Source organism: Streptomyces sp. NPDC030021 (genome assembly GCF_055574035.1).
Genome location: NZ_JBVIAH010000002.1, coordinates 60,496 through 79,533 on the forward strand (window position 1 = coordinate 60,496; position 19,038 = coordinate 79,533).

General features: G+C 71.9%; 14 protein-coding genes. 13 read left to right on the forward strand and 1 reads right to left on the reverse strand.

Features of this window, described 5'->3' with window-relative positions; all coding sequences use genetic code 11:
* Nucleotides 1–538 precede the first annotated feature (538 nt).
* Nucleotides 539–1,942, forward strand: a complete 1,404-nt coding sequence (locus tag ACZ4YL_RS03320; protein WP_468113518.1) for an NAD-dependent malic enzyme — start codon at nucleotides 539–541, stop codon at nucleotides 1,940–1,942.
* 341 nt (nucleotides 1,943–2,283) lie between these two features.
* The gene (locus ACZ4YL_RS03325) at nucleotides 2,284–2,565 is read left to right on the forward strand and encodes an HU family DNA-binding protein (RefSeq protein WP_007264399.1); all 282 of its coding nucleotides are present in this window, start codon (nucleotides 2,284–2,286) and stop codon (nucleotides 2,563–2,565) included.
* A gap of 415 nt (nucleotides 2,566–2,980) precedes the next feature.
* Here the strand turns inward: ACZ4YL_RS03325 and murA are convergent, their stop codons facing one another.
* Nucleotides 2,981–4,324 carry a UDP-N-acetylglucosamine 1-carboxyvinyltransferase gene (murA, locus tag ACZ4YL_RS03330; RefSeq protein WP_030010731.1) on the reverse strand — a complete coding sequence of 448 codons (1,344 nt, stop codon included), beginning with the start codon at nucleotides 4,322–4,324 and terminating at the stop codon, nucleotides 2,981–2,983.
* Between the two features lie 263 nt (nucleotides 4,325–4,587).
* On the opposite strand from murA, the gene ACZ4YL_RS03335 reads away from it, so the two are divergent.
* From ACZ4YL_RS03335 to ACZ4YL_RS03385, 11 genes are all read left to right on the forward strand, one after another.
* Nucleotides 4,588–5,148, forward strand: a complete 561-nt coding sequence (locus ACZ4YL_RS03335) for a YqgE/AlgH family protein (protein ID WP_266595951.1) — start codon at nucleotides 4,588–4,590, stop codon at nucleotides 5,146–5,148.
* A 29-nt stretch (nucleotides 5,149–5,177) separates the two neighbouring features.
* Complete coding sequence (locus ACZ4YL_RS03340; RefSeq protein WP_030010729.1) at nucleotides 5,178–5,462, forward strand: DUF3039 domain-containing protein; 285 nt, start codon at nucleotides 5,178–5,180, stop codon at nucleotides 5,460–5,462.
* Between the two features lie 171 nt (nucleotides 5,463–5,633).
* Nucleotides 5,634–7,271, forward strand: coding sequence for a beta-N-acetylhexosaminidase (locus ACZ4YL_RS03345; protein WP_468113519.1), 1,638 nt, complete (start codon nucleotides 5,634–5,636; stop codon nucleotides 7,269–7,271).
* Between the two features lie 319 nt (nucleotides 7,272–7,590).
* Nucleotides 7,591–8,475, forward strand: a complete 885-nt coding sequence (locus tag ACZ4YL_RS03350; protein WP_150261856.1) for an FAD binding domain-containing protein — start codon at nucleotides 7,591–7,593, stop codon at nucleotides 8,473–8,475.
* Complete coding sequence (locus ACZ4YL_RS03355) at nucleotides 8,472–10,517, forward strand: (2Fe-2S)-binding protein (RefSeq protein ID WP_468113520.1); 2,046 nt, start codon at nucleotides 8,472–8,474, stop codon at nucleotides 10,515–10,517. The genes ACZ4YL_RS03350 and ACZ4YL_RS03355 overlap by 4 nt, the downstream gene beginning before the upstream one ends.
* A gap of 53 nt (nucleotides 10,518–10,570) precedes the next feature.
* A complete protein-coding gene (locus tag ACZ4YL_RS03360; protein WP_468114072.1) occupies nucleotides 10,571–12,859 on the forward strand; it encodes a xanthine dehydrogenase family protein molybdopterin-binding subunit in 2,289 nt (762 codons plus the stop codon).
* 168 nt (nucleotides 12,860–13,027) lie between these two features.
* The gene (locus ACZ4YL_RS03365; protein ID WP_468113521.1) at nucleotides 13,028–13,585 is read left to right on the forward strand and encodes a hypothetical protein; all 558 of its coding nucleotides are present in this window, start codon (nucleotides 13,028–13,030) and stop codon (nucleotides 13,583–13,585) included.
* Entirely contained in the window at nucleotides 13,585–15,033 is a 1,449-nt protein-coding gene (locus ACZ4YL_RS03370; RefSeq protein ID WP_468113522.1) for a WXG100 family type VII secretion target, read from the forward strand. The genes ACZ4YL_RS03365 and ACZ4YL_RS03370 overlap by 1 nt, the downstream gene beginning before the upstream one ends.
* 27 nt (nucleotides 15,034–15,060) lie before the next feature.
* The gene (gene mycP / locus ACZ4YL_RS03375) at nucleotides 15,061–16,236 is read left to right on the forward strand and encodes a type VII secretion-associated serine protease mycosin (RefSeq protein WP_468113523.1); all 1,176 of its coding nucleotides are present in this window, start codon (nucleotides 15,061–15,063) and stop codon (nucleotides 16,234–16,236) included.
* A 45-nt stretch (nucleotides 16,237–16,281) separates the two neighbouring features.
* Nucleotides 16,282–16,710 (forward strand): hypothetical protein, encoded by a 429-nt coding sequence (locus ACZ4YL_RS03380; RefSeq protein WP_468113524.1) that lies wholly within the window; start codon nucleotides 16,282–16,284, stop codon nucleotides 16,708–16,710.
* 9 nt (nucleotides 16,711–16,719) lie between these two features.
* Nucleotides 16,720–19,002 (forward strand): hypothetical protein, encoded by a 2,283-nt coding sequence (locus ACZ4YL_RS03385; protein WP_468113525.1) that lies wholly within the window; start codon nucleotides 16,720–16,722, stop codon nucleotides 19,000–19,002.
* Nucleotides 19,003–19,038 lie beyond the last annotated feature (36 nt).

A 19,038-nucleotide genomic window follows, 5' to 3' on the forward strand; every position in this document is an offset into this window, starting at 1 on the left:
TTCCTATCCGGGGTGTGTGCTTCACTGCAAGGGTCCCTCCCCCCGCTTGTACCATTTTTTTTTTTTTTTTTTTTCTCCCCCCCCCCCCCCCCCCCACCACCCCACCCCCCCTCCTACGGCCGGATGGGCGGCGGCCGGGAGCGTGGTGCTCGGATACGGGCGCGAGCAGGGGGATCACTTTCGGCGATCCTTTGTTAGCCTGGGTACGGCACCGACTCGATCCAAGCCCCCGGGCCCAACCTTCGTCGCTCAGAGCGACCACTTGCCGCGAGGCGAGCATGGCGGGTCGGTGTCGTCAACGTATGAATCACCAGGTCCGCGTCCCCCACCTGTGGGGGGCGCGGACCTGTTTCGTATGACCCCACCATTCCGAACGCCTCTGATATCTCGTATGGTGGAAGAGTCTTTCCGAATTTTGTAGCTGGTTACCTTGTACTGGCTGGTAGGTGGGACGATCGGACAACAGGTCCTGCCGCACCTGCTGTGCAGCGGGGCTCTGTGTGTTACAGCGAACCAGGGACAGAAGAGGAACACGGCCATGGCAACGGCGCCCAGCGTCTCGTATTCGATGACGGTCCGTCTGGAAGTGCCCGCGAGCGGAACCGCGGTCTCCCAGCTCACCACCGCCGTGGAGTCCTCCGGCGGATCGGTCACCGGCCTCGACGTGACCGCATCCGGCCACGAGAAGCTCCGGATCGACGTCACCATCGCCGCGACCTCCACCGCGCACGCGGACGAGATCGTCGAGAAGCTGCGCGGCATCGAGGGCGTCAGCCTCGGCAAGGTCTCCGACCGCACCTTCCTGATGCACCTCGGCGGCAAGATCGAAATGTCGTCCAAGCACCCCATCCGCAACCGTGACGACCTCTCGATGATCTACACCCCGGGCGTGGCCCGCGTGTGCATGGCGATCGCCGAGAACCCCGAGGACGCGCGCCGCCTCACCATCAAGCGCAACTCCGTCGCAGTCGTGACCGACGGCTCCGCCGTGCTGGGTCTCGGCAACATCGGCCCGATGGCCGCGCTGCCCGTCATGGAGGGCAAGGCGGCCCTCTTCAAGCGCTTCGCCGGCATCGACGCCTGGCCGATCTGCCTCGACACCCAGGACGCCGACGAGATCGTCGCGATCGTCAAGGCGATCGCCCCGGGCTTCGCGGGCATCAACCTGGAGGACATCTCCGCGCCGCGCTGCTTCGAGATCGAGGCCCGGCTGCGCGAGGCCCTCGACATCCCCGTCTTCCACGACGACCAGCACGGCACCGCGATCGTCGTGCTCGCGGCGCTCACCAACGCACTGCGCGTGGTGGGCAAGGCAGTTGGCGACGTCAAGGTCGTCATGTCGGGCGCCGGCGCGGCCGGTACCGCCATCCTCAAGCTGCTCCTCGCGGCCGGCGTGAAGAACGTGGTGAGCGCCGACATCCACGGCGTCGTGCACGCGGACCGCCCCGACCTCGTCGACGCCGCCGCGGACTCCCCGCTGCGCTGGATCGCCGACAACACCAACCCCGAGGGCTACACGGGCACGCTGAAGGAGGCCGTGGTCGGCGCCGACGTGTTCATCGGCGTCTCGGCCCCGAACGTGCTGTCCGGCGAGGACGTCGCCGCCATGGCCGAAGGCGCGATCGTGTTCGCGCTCGCGAACCCGGACCCCGAGGTGGACCCGGCCGTCGCCCGCCAGACCGCCGCCGTCGTGGCCACCGGCCGCTCCGACTTCCCGAACCAGATCAACAACGTGCTGGTCTTCCCGGGTGTCTTCCGCGGTCTGCTGGACGCTCAGTCCCGCACCGTGAACACGGAGATGATGCTGGCCGCCGCGAGCGCGCTGGCGGACGTCGTGGGCGAGGACGAGCTGAACGCGAACTACATCATCCCGTCGGTGTTCAACGACAAGGTCGCGGGCGCGGTCGCGGGCGCCGTCCGCAAGGCGGCCTCGGGGGCCTGAGCCCCGCTGTGACGGCCCTCACGGCGCTCCGATACCGGCGCGTCGCGAGATGCGGGCCCGACGGGCCGCCTCTAGGGTTTGCGGGGATGCCCGCGAGGTCCGCGGTCCGCGGCGGCGCGTGAGCGTGGGCGTGGACGGAGCGTCACCGCGGCGTGACTGTGGCGCTTTTCGTGTGACCCCGACGGGTGCCGGATTGGCTTTCCCGCCGCTGGTGGGGGCAGGATGCGTAACCGGGCGAGAGGGTCTGACGTTCAGACCCGGGTCCGGGGACTGTCCTAGGGCCCTGGCAGCATCGGCTTCGATCTCACGCCTCTAAGGCAAGTTGAACACGGGAGTACAACATGAACCGCAGTGAGCTGGTGGCCGCTCTGTCCGAGCGCGCCGAGGTGACCCGCAAGGACGCCGACGCCGTTCTGGCCGCGCTCGCCGAGACCGTCGGCGAGATTGTCGCCAAGGGCGACGAGAAGGTCACCATCCCCGGCTTCCTGACCTTCGAGCGCACCCACCGTGCCGCTCGCACCGCGCGCAACCCGCAGACCGGCGACCCCATCCAGATCCCGGCCGGCTACAGCGTGAAGGTCTCCGCGGGCTCCAAGCTCAAGGAAGCCGCCAAGGGCAAGTAGTCCTGCCCCGGCGCCGAGGGCCGCACAGGCCTTTGGAACGGCAGTAGTACGCAGAACGACGATGGGCGGTCACCCCCGGGCGGGGTGGCCGCCCTTCGGCATGTCCGGGGCCGGACGCGGGCCGGTGGGCCCGGACGGGCGGGGGGCCGCCCCCGGGCCGCCGGGCGGGCCTGGCAGGCCCTGTGAGGGCCCGTCAGGGGCCTGGTGGGGCCCAGGTATGCCACCGGCACGTCCCGCCGGGCCGCGGTACGGCTCCGTTCGGCTCCGTACGGGCCTGCGCGGGCCTTGGCCGGGCCATGGGGCCGGGCGTCCGGCCGGGCAGGGGAGCGGGCCTCGGCCGGGGCACGGGAAAGCCCCCCGGGCCCTGTGCGGGGCCGGGGGGCTTTCTGCGTACGTCCGGGTGTCCGGGTACGGCTCAGGCGAGGTCGCCGCCCGGGAGCTCGACCTTCGCGCCGAGTTCCACGAGCTTCTCCATGAAGTTCTCGTAGCCGCGGTTGATCAGGTCGATGCCGTGGACCCGCGAAGTGCCCTCGGCGGCCAGGGCCGCGATCAGGTACGAGAATCCGCCGCGCAGGTCGGGGATGACCAGGTCGGCGCCCTGCAGCTTGGTGGGGCCGGAGACGACCGCCGAGTGCAGGAAGTTGCGCTGGCCGAAGCGGCAGGCGCTGCCGCCCAGGCACTCCCGGTACAGCTGGATGTGAGCACCCATCTGGTTGAGCGCCGAGGTGAAGCCGAGCCGGGACTCGTAGACCGTCTCGTGGACGATCGACAGGCCGGAGGCCTGCGTCAGGGCCACGACGAGCGGCTGCTGCCAGTCGGTCTGGAAGCCGGGGTGGACGTCCGTCTCCAGCGCGATGGCGTTGAGCGGGCCGCCCGGGTGCCAGAAGCGGATGCCGTCGTCGTCGATCTCGAACGCCCCGCCGACGCGGCGGAAGGTGTTCAGGAACGTCATCATCGAGCGCTGCTGGGCACCGCGCACGTAGATGTTGCCGCCGGTGGCGAGCGCCGCGGAAGCCCAGGAGGCGGCTTCCAGACGGTCCGGGAGGGCCTTGTGGTTGTAGCCGCCGAGGCGGTCGACGCCCGTGATCCGGATGGTCCGGTCGGTGTCGACGGAGATGATCGCGCCCATCTTCTGCAGGACGCAGATGAGGTCCTCGATCTCCGGCTCCACCGCGGCGTTGCTGAGCTCGGTGACGCCCTCGGCCAGGACGGCCGTCAGCAGCACCTGCTCGGTCGAGCCGACCGACGGGTAGGGGAGGCGGATCTTGCAGCCGCGCAGGCGCTGCGGGGCTTCCAGGTACTGGCCGCCCTCGCGCTTCTCGATGGTCGCGCCGAACTGGCGGAGCACATCGAAGTGGAAGTCGATCGGCCGACCGCCGATGTCGCAGCCGCCCAGGCCCGGGATGAAGGCGTGGCCGAGCCGGTGCAGCAGGGGGCCGCAGAACAGGATCGGGATGCGCGAGGAGCCCGCGTGGGCGTCGATGTCCGCGACGTTCGCGCTCTCGACGTGGGTGGGGTCGAGCACGAGCTCGCCCGGCTCCTCGCCGGGACGGACCGTCACCCCGTGCAGCTGGAGCAGCCCGCGGACGACGCGCACGTCACGGATGTCGGGAACGTTGCGCAGCCGGCTGGGTTCGCTGCCGAGCAGAGCGGCGACCATGGCCTTGGGCACGAGGTTCTTCGCACCACGGACACGGATCTCGCCCTCGAGCGGGGTACCGCCGTGGACAAGCAGTACATCGTCACTGATGCCGGTCATGAATCTCGCGTTCCGGAGAGGGGTGGGCAGGGGGCCAGGGAAAAGGGTAAGGGCCACCACCCCCTTGTTCGTAAGGCCGACGTGGCCGTAGGACTGTCATGAATTCGGCACAACACCCTCCGTATCCACCACATGGCGGAGTGTTGCGTTCCGCCTACACCGTCCGTGCGCGCTCCTCGCTGCTGCCGTGCGCCCTGAGCTGCGATCGATCCGATCTTCCCGCCCGCTCCCCGGAATCGGCCGATGTGCGGGATCATGGCGGCATGACCGAGGTGTCCTCCCTCACAGGGCGGCTGCTCGTGGCCACCCCCGCCCTCGCGGACCCGAACTTCGACCGCGCGGTCGTGCTGCTGCTCGACCACGACGAGCAGGGCTCCCTCGGCGTGGTCCTGAACAGGCCGACGCCCGTGGGCGTCGGCGACGTCCTGCTGCCCTGGGCGCCCCTGGCCGGCGACCCCGGGGTGGTCTTCCAGGGCGGGCCGGTGGCCATGGACTCGGCCCTGGGCGTGGCGGTGATCCCGGGCGAGGAGGGGCCGCTCGGCTGGCGCCGCGTGTACGGGGCGATCGGACTGGTCGACCTGGAGACGCCGCCGGAGCTGCTGGCCGCGGCCCTGGGCGGCCTGCGGATCTTCGCGGGCTACTCCGGCTGGGGCCCGGGCCAGCTGGAGGCGGAGCTCGGCGAGGGCGCCTGGTACGTGGTGGAGTCGGAGCCCGGGGACGTGTCCTTCCCGGATCCGGAGCGGCTCTGGCGGGCGGTGCTCCGGCGCCAGCGCAGCGACCTCGCGATGGTCGCCACCTATCCGGACGACCCGTCGCTCAACTGACGGGCGCGGGGTTAAGTACCCTGGGTTCCATGAGCACTCTTGAGCCCGAGCGCGGGACTGGCACGGGGACCCTCGTAGAGCCGACGCCGCAGGTGTCGCACGGTGACGGCGACCACGAGCGCTTCGCCCACTACGTCCAGAAGGACAAGATCATGGCGAGCGCGCTCGACGGGACCCCCGTCGTCGCGCTCTGCGGCAAGGTCTGGGTACCGGGCCGGGACCCGAAGAAGTACCCGGTCTGCCCCATGTGCAAGGAGATCTACGAGTCCATGGGCCCCGGCGGGGACAAGGACAAGGGCGGCAAGGACAAGTAGTCCGCCCCCGGCCCTCCTTCTTCCGCGGGACCGAGACCCCCGGTGCGCCACAGTGCGTCCGGGGGTCTTTGCCGTGCCCGTGGGGCGCGTTAGGGTCGGCGCGACGAGCGCCCTGCGGAACGAGCGTTGCGCAGGACGCAACACGCGCACGCCGTCGTGAAGGGCTGACGCATGGACCTGATCCCCGCACCCCGGGTCGCCGTTCCCGACGAGGGCGGGCGCCGCTTCGCGTTCGGGCCCGAGCCGGTCCTGGACGCCGGGCCGGGGGCCGCGGCGGTCGCGCGCTGGCTGCGGCGCGAACTGGGCGCGGCCACCGGCTGGGAGCTGCCCGCCGCCGGGGCCGGCGCGACCGCCGAGCTGCGGCTGCGCGTCGACCCGGACCGCGCCGGAGACCTGGGCCCGGAGGCGTACCGCATCGAGATCGGCCCGGACGGGGCGGAGCTGACGGGCGCGACGGCGGCCGGGCTGTTCTGGGGCGCCCAGACGCTGCGTCAGCTGCTGGGGCCCGACGCGTACCGCAGGGCGCCACTGCCCGGCCGCGCGTGGAGCCTGCCGTACGCCTCCGTCGTGGACGGCCCGCGGTTCGGCTGGCGCGGGATGATGCTGGACGTGGCCCGGCACTTCATGCCCAAGGACGGTGTGCTGCGCTACATCGACCTGCTCGCCGCGCACAAGCTCAACGTGCTGCACCTGCACCTGACCGACGACCAGGGCTGGCGGATCGAGATCGAGCGCTACCCGCGGCTGACCGAGGTCGGCGGCTGGCGCCCGCGCAGCCGGTGGGGCCACCGGGCGTCGCCGCTGTGGAACGAGACCCCGCACGGCGGCTTCTACACGCAGGACGACATCCGTGAGATCGTCGCGTACGCCGCCGAGCGCCACGTCCGGGTGATCCCGGAGATCGACGTGCCGGGGCATTCGCAGGCCGCGATCGCCGCGTACCCGGAGCTGGGCAACACCGACGTCGTCGACACCGCCGCGCTCGGGGTCTGGGAGGACTGGGGGATCACCGAGAACGTGCTCGCGCCCACCGAGGCCGTGCTGCGCTTCTACGAGGGGGTCTTCGAAGAGCTGCTGGAGCTGTTCCCGGTCGAGGTCTCACCCTTCGTGCACGTGGGCGGGGACGAGTGCCCCAAGGCGCAGTGGAAGGCCTCCGCGGCCGCCCAGGAGCGGATCCGCGAGCTGGGCGTGGACGGGGAGGACGGGCTGCAGTCCTGGTTCGTCCGGCACTTCGACGGCTGGCTCGCCGCACGCGGGCGGCGGCTGATCGGCTGGGACGAGATCCTGGAGGGCGGGCTCGCGGACGGCGCCGCCGTGTCCTCGTGGCGCGGCTACGCGGGCGGGATCGCCGCCGCCGAGGCCGGGCACGACGTGGTCATGTGCCCCGAGCAGCAGGTGTACCTCGACCACCGGCAGGCGGGCGGCGCGGACGAGCCGATGCCCATCGGGTACGTGCGTTCGCTGGAGGACGTCTACCGCTTCGAGCCGGTGCCGCCGAAGCTGTCGCCGGAGGCCGCCGCCCGGGTGCTGGGCGCGCAGGCCAACGTGTGGACCGAGGTGCTGGAGAACCAGGACCGGGTCGACTACCAGGTGTTCCCGCGGCTGGTGGCCTTCGCCGAGGTGGTGTGGTCACGGCAGCCGGCGCCCGAGGAGCGCGACTTCGCGTGGTTCGAGGGGCGGATGGCCACGCACTACGCGCGGTTGGCCGCGCAGGGGGTCGATTACCGGCCGCCGGGCGGGCCGTTGCCGCGGCAGCGGCGGCCCGGTGTGCCCGGGCGTCCGATCGAGGGCGCGCCCCCGAACGTGTGACAAGTGGATGACGGCGCCGACCCGAACCGAAAGAGAACAGGAGTGGAACTCTGCCTCAATTTCCCCCCATACAGGGAAAATCGGGCAATCGGGGAGGAGGGTCGTCGAAGACGGTGCGACAGGGCCGTACGCCCCGTACGGGGCGCCGCGCCCGGGGTCGGCCGCGGCGGGCGGACCCTCGCGCCGGGCGGCCCGGAAGATGTGCCAGAGTTGCCACGTCCCGGCGGTGAGGACGTACCGTACGGCGGAACAGGCGTGAGCGCCGGAACCGGGACATCGGGAAGGGGCAGCTGGGTTGACCACGCACGCACCGCACGCACTGGATTCACCTCAGGGGCCGCAGGGCCCGCAGGCGGCACAGTCCGTGACGCTGCCGGCCTCGCTCGACGAGGCCGTGGCGGCGCTCACCGCCATGCCCGCCGCCGTGCCGGTCGCGGGCGGCACCGACCTGATGGCCGCCGTCAACGCCGGGCTGCTGCGGCCCGCCGCCCTGGTGGGCCTGGGCCGGATCAACGAGATCCGCGGCTGGCAGTACCAGGACGGCCACGCGCTGCTCGGCGCGGGCCTCACGCACGCCCGGATGGGACGGCCGGATTTCGCCGCTCTGATCCCCGCGCTCGCGGCCGCGGCCCGGGCCGCCGGACCCCCGCAGATCCGCAACGCGGGAACCCTCGGCGGCAACATCGCCACCGCCGCGCCCACGGGTGACGCACTGCCCGTGCTGGCCGCGCTGGAGGCCGTACTCGTCATCGTCGGCCCGGGCGGGCAGCGGGAGATCCCGGTGTCGTACCTGCTGGCCGGGCGGGAGATGCTGCGGCCCGGTGAGCTGATCGGCTTCGTGCGGGTGCCGCTGCTGCACGCACCGCAGGTGTTCCTGAAGGCCACGGGCCGTACCGGGCCGGGGCGTGCCGTGGCGTCCGTGGGGCTCGTCCTGGATCCCGCGCGCCGGGGCGTGCGCTGCGCCATCGGCGCGGTCGCCCCGATGCCGCTGCGGCCGCTGGAGGCCGAGCAGTGGGTGGCCTCACTGATCGACTGGGACGGCGGGCGGACCCTGGCCCCCGAGGCGCTGGAGGCCTTCGGCGAGTACGTCGCGGCCGCGTGCGTGCCCGACCAGGGCGAGCCGGTGGCTCCCGGAGTACTGCATCTGCGGCGGACGGTGGCCGTGCTGGCGCGCAGGGCCCTGGGGAGGGCGCTGACCTCATGAGCGAGAACGAGAACGAGAACGTGACCCAGGGGAACGGCACGGCGGGCTGGGGCTGGGAACCGGTCCCGCAGGGCGGCGAGTACGACTCGGACGCCACGGCCTTCGTGAAACTGCCGCAGGACATGCTGGACGCGCTCGGCACCGGGGAGCCGCTCGCGGCGCCCGGGCACGGCTACGTGCCGCCGCCGATGATCGTGCCGCTCGGCTCGGCCAGTACGGATCCGTCGGCCACGGGGACGTGGACGATTCCGGTGCAGTGGCCGGAGGCGGGCGGCCCGGCACAGGCCGGCCCGGCGGGTGGTGCCGGTGCTGCTGGTCAGGGCCCGGGCTCCGGGTCGGTGGGCGGGCCGATCCCGGCGTCGATCCCGATCCCGGCCTCGGTCGCGGCGGCGTTCGCCGAGGCGGAGCCGGAGCCGCCGGTGACCGATCCGAGCGCGACGGCCGAGTGGCGGTTCCCGGAGGCGGCGCAGGAGCCGGAGCAGGCCGGTCCGGCGACCGGGCAGTGGGCCGTGCCCGAGTTCAACGAATTCCCCGAGCAGCCGAACGAGTACCGGCCGGGCGCTCTGGACGCCGACTGGAGCCAGGCCCCGGCGACGCTGCCGGGCGGCGCCCCGGCGCCGTGGGCGTACCTGACGCAGCAGCCGGCCGGGGACCCCGACACGGACGCCGCCGGCGCCGCCGGTGCCGCTGCCGGTGTGCTGCCCGGCACGGACGAGGCCGCCGCCGCTTCGGCCGCCGCCGCCGCGACCGCGCATGCCGCCGGACGGCTGGTCGGCGGGCCCGGCGTGGGCGCCGCGGGACGTGGGCCGCGCGTGCTGGGCGGGCCCGGGGTGGGCACCCCCCTGCCCGAGGGCGAGCCGGTGCACCAGGCCCCGCACGACATCGAGGCCGCGCACGGCCCGGCGGCGGAGCACGCCGAGGGCGCCCGGGCCGCGGACCACGCGGGGCAGGGCGAGCACACGGGGCAGAGCGAGCACACGGGGCACGCAGGGCATGCGGTCCACGGGGAGTACGCCGGGCAGGGCGAGTACACCGGGTACGCGGAGCAGGCCGCTGCTTCCGCCGCGTCCGTCGCCGCCGCGCAGCCGCCGGTGGCCCCCGCCGACCTGGATCTCTTCGGCGGGGTCCGTGTCCCGGCACCGGCCGCCGAGTCCGCGCAGCCCGCCGGCACCGACGGCCACGGCTTCACCGCCTTCGGCCACGCGCCGGAGCCCGGCCCCGAGGCCGCGCACGGGCCCGAGCACGGGGCGGAGCCCGCCGCGGCGGAGTCCGCCCCTGCGGAGTCCGACCCCGGGAGCGGGGACGGGCCGGCCGCGCAGGAGCCCCCGGCCGACCCCATGCCGACCGTGGGCACCGCCGGCAGCGGGGACGCAATCCCGGACGAGGGCACCACCGAAGGTTTCCCGGCCGAGGTGGCGACGTACGAAGAAGACGCGACCGCCGGGGCCGTCGCCCATCACGAGCACCCGTCGGCCTCCTACGTCCTGCGCGTCAACGGCGCCGACCGGCCCGTCACCGGCGCCTGGATCGGCGAGTCCCTCCTGTACGTGCTGCGCGAGCGGCTCGGCCTCGCGGGCGCCAAGGACGGCTGCTCGCAGGGCGAATGCGGCGCCTGCGCCGTGCAGGTCGACGGCCGGCTCGTCGCCTCCTGCCTGGTACCGGCCGCCACGGCCGCCGGCAGCGAGGTGCGTACCGTCGAGGGTCTCGCGACGAACGGGGAACTCTCGGACGTCCAGCAGGCGTTGTGCAGGTCGGGTGCGGTGCAGTGCGGGTTCTGCGTACCCGGCATGGCCATGACCATCCACGACCTACTGGAGGGCAATCACGCCCCCAGCGAGCTGGAGACCCGTCAGGCCCTGTGCGGCAACCTCTGCCGCTGCTCCGGCTACGCGGGCGTCGTCGGCGCCGTGCGCGAGGTCGTGGCCGAGCGCGAGGCGGCGGCCGCGGAGCCCGCGGCCCCGGGCGCAGGTGCACCGGAGCCGCGCATCCCGCATCAGGCAGCGCCCGGCGAGGGCGGCATCCACCACGGAGGCACGGCGTGAGCGGGCAGGACGCGGCAACGGCGACGACAACGCTCAACACCACGGTGACGGCCATGGCCGCGCCCGGTTCCGAGGCCTCCGAACAGCAGGTCCCGCGCGGAATCGGAGCCTCCGTCCCGGCCGCGGACACCCGCGCCAAGACCGAGGGCACCTTCCCCTACGCCGCCGACCTGTGGGCCGAGGGCCTCCTGTGGGCCGCCGTGCTGCGCTCCCCGCACGCCCACGCCCGGATCCTCTCCATCGACACCACGGCCGCCGCCGAGATGCCCGGCGTCCGCGCCGTCGTCACCCACGCCGACGTGCCCGGCGCCACCACCCACGGCCGCCGGATCGCCGACCGGCCGGTGTTCGCGCACGACGTCGTACGCCACCACGGCGAGGCCATCGCCGCCGTCGCCGCCGACCACCCCGACACCGCACGGCTCGCCGCCGCCGCGATCGCGGTCGAGTACGAGCTCCTCGACCCGGTCACCGACCCCGAGCAGTCCTTCGGCGCCCCCGCCCTGCACCCCGACGGCAACCTGATCCGGCACATCCCGCTCCGCTACGGCGACCCGGAAGCCACCGGTGACGTGGTGGTCGAGGGCCTGTACCGGATCGGCCGCCAGGACCCCGCCCCCATCGGCGCCGAGGCCGGACTGGCCGTGCCGCGCCCCGACGGCGGCGTGGAGCTCTACACCGCGTCCACAGACCCGCACATCGACCGCGACCTGGCCGCCGCCTGCTTCGGACTGGATCCGGACCGGGTGCGGGTGGTCGTCACCGGTGTGCCGGGCGCGACGGCCGACCGCGAGGACGCCGCCTTCCAGCTCCCGCTCGGCCTGCTCGCCCTGCGCACGGGCTGCCCCGTCAAACTGGCCGCCACCCGCGAGGAGTCCTTCCTCGGCCACACCCACCGGCACCCGACCCTGCTGCGCTACCGCCACCACGCGGACGCGGAGGGCCGCCTCGTCAAGGTCGAGGCGCAGATCCTGATGGACGGCGGCGCGTACGCCGACTCCTCCTCCGAGTCCCTGGCGGCGGCGGTCGCCTTCGCCTGCGGCCCGTACGTCGTCCCGCACGCCTTCGTCGAGGGCTGGGCGGTACGCACCAACAACCCGCCGTCGGGCCACGTACGCGGCGAGGGCGCCATGCAGGTGTGCGCCGCGTACGAGGGCCAGATGGACAAGCTCGCGGCCGCCCTCGGCATCGACGGGGCCGAGCTGCGCCTGCGCAACGTCCTGGCGACGGGAGACCTGCTCCCCACCGGCCAGACGGTGACCTGCCCGGCCCCGGTGGCGGAACTGCTGCGCGCGGTCCGCGACTTCGAACTGCCCTCCCTGCCCAAGGACGCCCCGGAGGACGAGTGGCTGCTGCCGGGCGGCCCGGAGGGTGCGGGCGAGCCGGGCGCGGTACGGCGAGGGGTGGGCTACGGCGTCGGCATGGTCCACATGCTCGGCGCCGAGGGGGCCGACGAGGTCTCCACGGCCACGGTGAAGGTGGTGGGCGGCGCGGCCACGGTCATCTGCGCGGCCGTCGACACCGGCCAGGGCTTCGCCACGCTGGCCCGGCAGATCGTCCAGGAGGTCCTGGGCGTCGAAGAGGTCGCCATGGCCCCGGTGGACACCGACCAGCCGCCGGCCGGCCCGTCGGCGCACGGCCGCCACACGTGGGTGTCGGGGGGCGCGGTGGAGCGGGCGGCCAAGATGGTCCGCACCCAGCTCCTCCAGCCGATGGCCCACAAGCTGGGCATGTCGACGGAGCTCCTGCAGATCCAGGACGGTCGCATCACGTCGTACGACGGCGCGTTCTCGATGTCGGTGGCGGAGGCGATGGCCGGCAAGGAACTCTGGGCGACGGCCCAGTGCCGCCCCCACCCCACGGAACCCCTGGACGCGGACGGCCAGGGCGACGCCTTCGTGGGCCTCGCCTTCTGCGCGATCCGCGCGGTGGTGGACGTGGACATCGAACTGGGCTCGGTCCGGGTCGTGGAACTCGCGGTGGCCCAGGACGTGGGCCGCATCCTGAACCCCCGTCAGCTGGAGGCCCGTATCGAGGCGGGCGTCACCCAGGGCGTGGGCGCGGCCCTGACGGAGAACCTCCGCACGGTCTCCGGCCTGATCCGCCACCCGGACCTGACGGGCTACGCCCTGCCGACGGCGCTGGACGCCCCGGCGGTCCGCATCGTCAAACTGGTCGAAGAACGCGACGTGGTGGCCCCGTTCGGCGCGAAGGCGGCGAGCGCGGTCCCCGTGGTGACGACCCCGGCGGCGGTGGCCTCGGCGGTCCGCGCGGCCACGGGCCGCCCGGTGAACCGCCTGCCGATCAGGCCTTCTGCGGCGGTGGGTACGCCCAACTCGTGACCGTGTGACCCGCATTGCACGTGCAACCCCGGACTTGGGCCTGTCGGCGCCGGTCGCTAGAGTGATCGGTACCAGTGTGCGCGTGCGCGCGGACACGGGTGCGAACGGGGACGGGGAGCGGCGGAAACGCCGCGACCACGGGGATGACGGGGAGTCGGGGAGGCCAACGTGGCAGACGACAACGGGGCGAGCCAAGTAGCAACGGCCCTCACGCTGGGGATCGCGGGTCCGATGGGCGCGATCGCGGGGGCGGCCTACAGTGCTGCCAGTGCGGCGCTGCGGGTCGAGTTCGACTCGATGAGCGAGTACAAGCGCATGGTGGACGGCCTGTTGGACGACCTCACCGGCTCGGACGCGGACCACAAGAAGCTGGCGGACGACAAACTGCCGGCCAGCAAGCTCGGTAAGGGCTTCACAGAGGTCGACGCGCTGTTCAAGTCGTACGACACGGTCATCACGGAGCTGCAGAAGCTCTCGAAGGCGCTGGCGGGGACGATCGAGGCCCTGGGCATCGCGGTCCTGACGGCGGGCAAGGGCTACGACGGCGTGGACGAGGAGACCAAGCGGCGCATGGCGGTCATCGCCAAGGAGGCGAACGCGCAGTACGTGCCGGACCGTGACCCGTGGCTGGAGGAACAGCGCCGCCTCGCGGCAGCCCACCAGCCGACGACGCCTGCGAGTCCGACTCCGACTCCGTCGCCCAGCATGTCGGGAGGTACCTACTGATGACCGATTTCGAACCTTTCACGCACCAGCAGATGCGGGACATGATCGCTTCGCTGGACCCCACCTCGGTCCAGGCACGGGCCGACCAGCTGAAGAAGGCCGCCGAGGACATCAAGAAGATCGGCGAGGCGCTCAAGAACCACGTCGTGTCCGGCTGGGAGGGCGCAGGAGCCGACGCCTTCCAGGAGTGGGTGGGCCGCGCGGGCAACGCGACGCTGCGCCTGGGCGAGTACAGCGCCAAGGGCGGGACGGCGATGGGCTGGGTCGTCCAGACGATGACCGAGGCCACGAAGATGACCGCGGTCGACGCAACCGCGACCAAGGACCTCGCAGCGGCCATCCAGCACCACAACGACCCGGACTCGGCGAAGGCCCGCTCGGAAGCGCAGACGATTCTGGACGCGGACCACCGCGAGGCGGTCCGGCTGATGACCAACCTGGCGCAGTCGTACCAGCAGTCGTCCACGGAGATGGACAGGGCCCCGATCCCGACGCTCCCGCCGCCGCCGCCGAATTTCGTGCCGGACAAGTCCGACGGCTTCGAAGACATGGAGAGGTCAGGAGGGGGGTACGCCGGAGGAGGCAGCTCGGCCGGTTCCTCATCTACGACGTCGGGCTCGTCGAGCGGTGCGACCTCGTCGAGCGAATCTGGATGGGTGCCCGGGCGTCAGCCGCAGCCGGACAACACTCTGCCGACGACGACTCTGCCCGCGCCGGTGACTCCCGACCGTGACGTGGAGGTGGACCTCGACACCGTCGGCACTCTGCCTCCGAACCAGACACTGCCTCCGGTGACGACGACGCCCGGTGGCCCGCTGCCCACGAGCCCCGGCGGTCCGCCCCCCGGCCCCTTCGTGCCGCCCATGGCAGTCCCACCGATCAGCGGGGTGAAGGGGCCGGGTCTCCCCGGCGTCTTCGGCCCCGGCATCCCTGTCCCGGGCACGACCGGTCCCCTCGGCAAGGGCGGCGGCCTGCCCGGCATGCTCCCGCGTGACAGCGGCATCATGGGTGGCCGTCAGGTGTCCTCCACCGGCCCCGGCTCGGGTATCCCGCGTGGCACGGTCATCGGTGAAGGCGCCCAGGCAGGCCGTCCCATGGGGGGCGGAGGTATGGGCCACGGTGGCGGTGGCGCCCACGGCAGCAGTCAGGGAGGCTTCTCTGGCGGACGTCGACTGGCCTCGGAGCCGGGAGGCGTCGTCGGAGGGCGTCAGACAGGTGCGGTCGGTCGCCCGGGCGTGGGCGGCCAGCCGTTCACCCAGGGTGGTTCGGGTCTCGTCCGCAATGGCGCCGGCGGCGCGGGCATGGGTCCCATGGGCCACGCGGGCGCCGGCACGCAGACTCCGGGTAAGCGACGGAACGACCAGGGGGGCGAACGCCCCGATTACCTGGCCGAGGACGAAGAGACCTGGCAGGGCAGCCGTCGTGTTGTCCCGCCGGTGATCGACTGAGTAGAACGGACATGGCGCGGGATGCACATGCGTAAGGCGACCTCGGCCCTGGTGGGTCTGCTGTTGGCTGGGGTCGCCGCGACTCCGGCCCACGCGGAGACCATTCGATCGCAGCAATGGCATCTCGACGCCATGAAAGCCGACGAAATTTGGAAGATCAGCACGGGTAAGGGAATCACCGTTGCGGTGATCGATTCGGGAGTCAACCGCATCCCGGAACTCGAAGGGCAAGTCCTTCCCGGCGCGGTCTTCCCTGTCGGCGATGCTCCGGGCGACAAGGACAACGACTACGACGGTCACGGCACCGGCATCTCCGCGATGATCGCCGGTACCGGGAAGCATCCGAGTGGTGACGGTGCTTACGGGCTTGCACCCGGCTCCAAGATTCTCCCGATCCGTGTGCCCGACGTGCTGGAGGCAGCGAAGGCCCCATCGGTGGTTGCGGCCATTCGGTACGCGGCAGACTCGGACGCCAAGATCATCAATATCTCCAAGGGTATCGCCGGGAAGCCAGAGGACGATCGGGATCGGGCCGAAGCGGTGAAGTACGCGCTTTCCAAGGGGAAGCTGATCTTCGCTGCTGTCGGCAACTACGGGGATTCGACCAACGAGGTTCTCTACCCGGGCGCCACCCCCGGGGTGGTGGGCCTAGGAGCCGTCGACGTGAACGGCAAGCCGACCAAGGAGTCGCAGCACGGGCCCCAGGTGGACATGGCCGCACCCGGCATGGACATCGTCTCGGCTTGCATCCGTAAGTCGGGGCTGTGCAAAACCCACGGCACCAGTGATGCCTCCGCCCTCGCCTCCGCATCCGCCGCGCTCCTCTGGTCCGCTCATCCCGACTGGACCAACAACCAGGTGCTGCGGGTGCTCCTGAACACCGCCGGGAAGCCCACCGACGGCGTCGAGCGCAACGACTACGTCGGCTACGGCGTGGTCCGCCCCCGGATCGCGCTCCAGACGCCCGGCGACCCGGGCCCGGCGGACGTCTATCCGCTGCCCGACCTCGCGGCCGCGGACGCCGCCAAGAAGCCCTCCGCGGCCCCCGACGGCAAGGCTTCCGACGCGGCCGCGTCCAAGCCCGCCGCGCAGGCCGAGGAGAAGAAGAGCGGCAGCGCGCTTCCCTGGATCGGGCTCGGTCTGGCAGCCTGCGTGCTGATCGGTGGAGCCGTGACCGTGGTCGTCGTACGACGTAACCGCTGACCCGGGGCCGATCTGACCTGCACCCTGCCTTCGGGAGTTCACGCGATGTCGTTCGACGAGGAATGGTCGGCGGCTCGCGCCACGGCCACCGCTGATGTCACCATGCGCCTCAATCAGGCGCCCGCCGATCCCGGCGGTGGCGGTGGCGGTGGCGCGGACCTCGAGCTCAATCAGGACCACATCGGTGCGATCGGCTCCGAGGCGTACAAGCTGCACACGCGCCTGCAGACCGACGGCAAGCACGCCGCCACCGCCACCGCCGAAGCCGCCGGGGCCCTCACGAAGGAGGCCTTCGCCAGCGGGGCGGCGCTCCTCAAGGCCAACAGCGTCTGGGAGAGCCAGGTGAAGACCCTCGTGGCCGCCTGTGCCAACATCTCCAACGGCCTGAACTACTCGCTCGCCTCCCACGCCAAGGACGAGCAGCAGCTCCAGGCAGATTTCGCCGCGTCCGCGATCGACAGATACCTCAAGTAGGCGCCCCGCATGCTGACGTACGAGAACGTGATGAACGCGCCCCTGGACAAGCTCCAGACGGCCGTCACCGACTGGACGGCGATGGCCGGCAAGCTGGACGAGATGGCCGAGGCCGCCCGCAACGGCATGAAGGCGAAGTCCGACAAGGCCGAGTGGAGCGGGGTCACCGCAGGCGTGGCGCGGCCGTTCGTCGACAAGACGGCCAAGGAGTTCGAGGACGCGGCCAAGGCCGCCAAGGGCATGTACCAGGTCCTGGCCGACGCGCACGCGACGTTCAAGGACGCCCAGGACGAGCTGAAGAAGCTCGCCGCGGAGGCTCCGGCGGCCGGCTTCAAGGTCGATGCCGACGGGCGGGTCACGGCCATTCCGCTGCCCACCGAGGGAGAGCGGAACGCGGCCCGGCACGACCCCGACTACCAGCAGACCCTGAACACGAACCGCAACGCGTGGCAGTCCCGTATCAACCGGGCGGTCGAGGACGCGCAGGACGCCGACGACTCCCTGGTCCGGGTCCTCCAGGCGAACCTCGCGGACGAGCACGACTTCAGCGGGGCGAAGTTCACCACCCTCGATGCCGAACAGGCGGCCCGCGCCGCCGGCCTGATGAAGAAGGTCACCGGCGACGGCGGTACGGCGCGCAACGTCGAGGCGCTGCGCGAGCTGGAGGAACTGCTCGACGACAACCGTACGGACCCCGAGTTCTCCACGGGTTTCTACCGGACGATCGGCGCCGAGGGCACGCTGGAGATGTACTCCAAGATGTCCCTCGACGCGACGGGCCTGGGACCGGCGGGCAAGGACCGCGCGCTGATGGTCGCGAACATCCAGAGCGACATGGGCGCGATGCTCGGGCTCGCGACGCACAAGGACGTCCCCGACCACCTCGACGCGGCCTGGACGACCCAGCTGATGAAGGCGGGCCGCAAGGAGATGGCCGTCTACGGCGGCGTGCAGCAGATCTACGGCTACCAGGCCCTGGGCGCGCTGCTGCGCGAGGGGAAGTACGACACGGAGTTCCTCACCTCGGTCGGCCGCGATATGGTCGCCATGGACCGCAAGGACCCGAGGGCCTGGGAGTTCCACACCCCGAACGGTCTGGAGTCGGTCCTCAGCCAGGGCCAGGACGGCCGCGGCTTCTACCCGCTGACCGGCCTGATGGAGGCGCTGGGCAACAACCCGGACGCGGCGACGGCCTTCTTCAACGAGCCGGTCCGCGAGGACAGCAACAAGGACGGCATCGTCACGAAGGACGACAAGCCGGTCTCGGGGCAGCACGGCAAGGACCAGGGCATGGTCGACTACATGCTCGACAAGAAGCCGTACATGGACAGCTTCGACATGCCGCGGACCGGTGAGCTGCACCCGGCCCAGCAGGCGCTCGGTGACGCCCTGATGGCGGCGGTCTCCCACCGTGGCCCCGGCGACGAGGACGCCCCGCCGGTCCCGCACACCAAGGAGATGGCGGCCGTCATGGAACGGGTCGTCGAGAAGATCGGCGACAAGCCGGAGCTGATCGACGCGGACCCGAAGGAACCGGACGGCCCGCTGAACGGCCTCTCCGGGCACTTCGGCCAGATGGCGGCCGAGTACATGCCGGACATCCAGGCCGCTGCGGAGAACGGCAGCGGAATGATCAAGGCCAACGGTGAGATGGCCGAGTTCAACAAGGCCGACATGGCTCGGTTCATCGGTGCGGTGGGCCAGGATCCGGAGGCCTACGGTGCGATGACCACGGCCCAGCGGACCTTCACCACGGCACTGGTCAATGACGTCTTCACCCATCGGGGCGAGTACGACGACGTCGATGCGGCCGTCAAGGTCGCGGTGCACCCTGGCGGACAGATCGCCGGCATGCTGTCCGAGGCCCGGGCGGAGGGCACGTTCGGCGAGAACGCCCACAAGCAGGAGGAGTACGTCAAGGGCGTCGAGGACAACGCCAAGTGGGTCAACCGCGGTATCACCGCGGCGGGCGGCAAGTACCTCGAACTGGTGCCGTTGGCCGGCGACGTCGTCGAATGGCTTCAGGAGGACATCACGGAGAGCGTGGTCGAGGGGGCCGAGAAGGACGCTGCGAAGAAGGTCGAGGGCAGCAACCAGAAGGCAGGCGAGGAGTACGTGCGCGCGCAGACCGGCGCGTCCGACTCGGCCGCGGCATCGGTCCGCATCGCAGCCCGCGGATCCGGATTGTCCGAGCGAACCATCGACTCCTACGCGGGTGTCGCGTCCACGGAGACGGCGAACGCCTACTCGGTCGGCCGGGACCTGGTGGCCACCATGAACGGCGGATCATGATGGCCGGTCCTCGTACCCACCGTGCGGTGGTCGCGG

Bases quoted from the DNA above. Each gene is read 5' to 3' on its own strand.
- ACZ4YL_RS03320 (WP_468113518.1), top strand. From the start codon at position 539: ATGGCAACGGCGCCCAGCGTCTCGTATTCGATGACGGTCCGTCTGGAA.
- ACZ4YL_RS03325 (WP_007264399.1), top strand. From the start codon at position 2,284: ATGAACCGCAGTGAGCTGGTGGCCGCTCTGTCCGAGCGCGCCGAGGTG.
- murA (WP_030010731.1), bottom strand. From the start codon at position 4,324: ATGACCGGCATCAGTGACGATGTACTGCTTGTCCACGGCGGTACCCCG.
- ACZ4YL_RS03335 (WP_266595951.1), top strand. From the start codon at position 4,588: ATGACCGAGGTGTCCTCCCTCACAGGGCGGCTGCTCGTGGCCACCCCC.
- ACZ4YL_RS03340 (WP_030010729.1), top strand. From the start codon at position 5,178: ATGAGCACTCTTGAGCCCGAGCGCGGGACTGGCACGGGGACCCTCGTA.
- ACZ4YL_RS03345 (WP_468113519.1), top strand. From the start codon at position 5,634: ATGGACCTGATCCCCGCACCCCGGGTCGCCGTTCCCGACGAGGGCGGG.
- ACZ4YL_RS03355 (WP_468113520.1), top strand. From the start codon at position 8,472: ATGAGCGAGAACGAGAACGAGAACGTGACCCAGGGGAACGGCACGGCG.
- ACZ4YL_RS03360 (WP_468114072.1), top strand. From the start codon at position 10,571: ATGGCCGCGCCCGGTTCCGAGGCCTCCGAACAGCAGGTCCCGCGCGGA.
- ACZ4YL_RS03370 (WP_468113522.1), top strand. From the start codon at position 13,585: ATGACCGATTTCGAACCTTTCACGCACCAGCAGATGCGGGACATGATC.
- mycP (WP_468113523.1), top strand. From the start codon at position 15,061: ATGCGTAAGGCGACCTCGGCCCTGGTGGGTCTGCTGTTGGCTGGGGTC.
- ACZ4YL_RS03380 (WP_468113524.1), top strand. From the start codon at position 16,282: ATGTCGTTCGACGAGGAATGGTCGGCGGCTCGCGCCACGGCCACCGCT.
- ACZ4YL_RS03385 (WP_468113525.1), top strand. From the start codon at position 16,720: ATGCTGACGTACGAGAACGTGATGAACGCGCCCCTGGACAAGCTCCAG.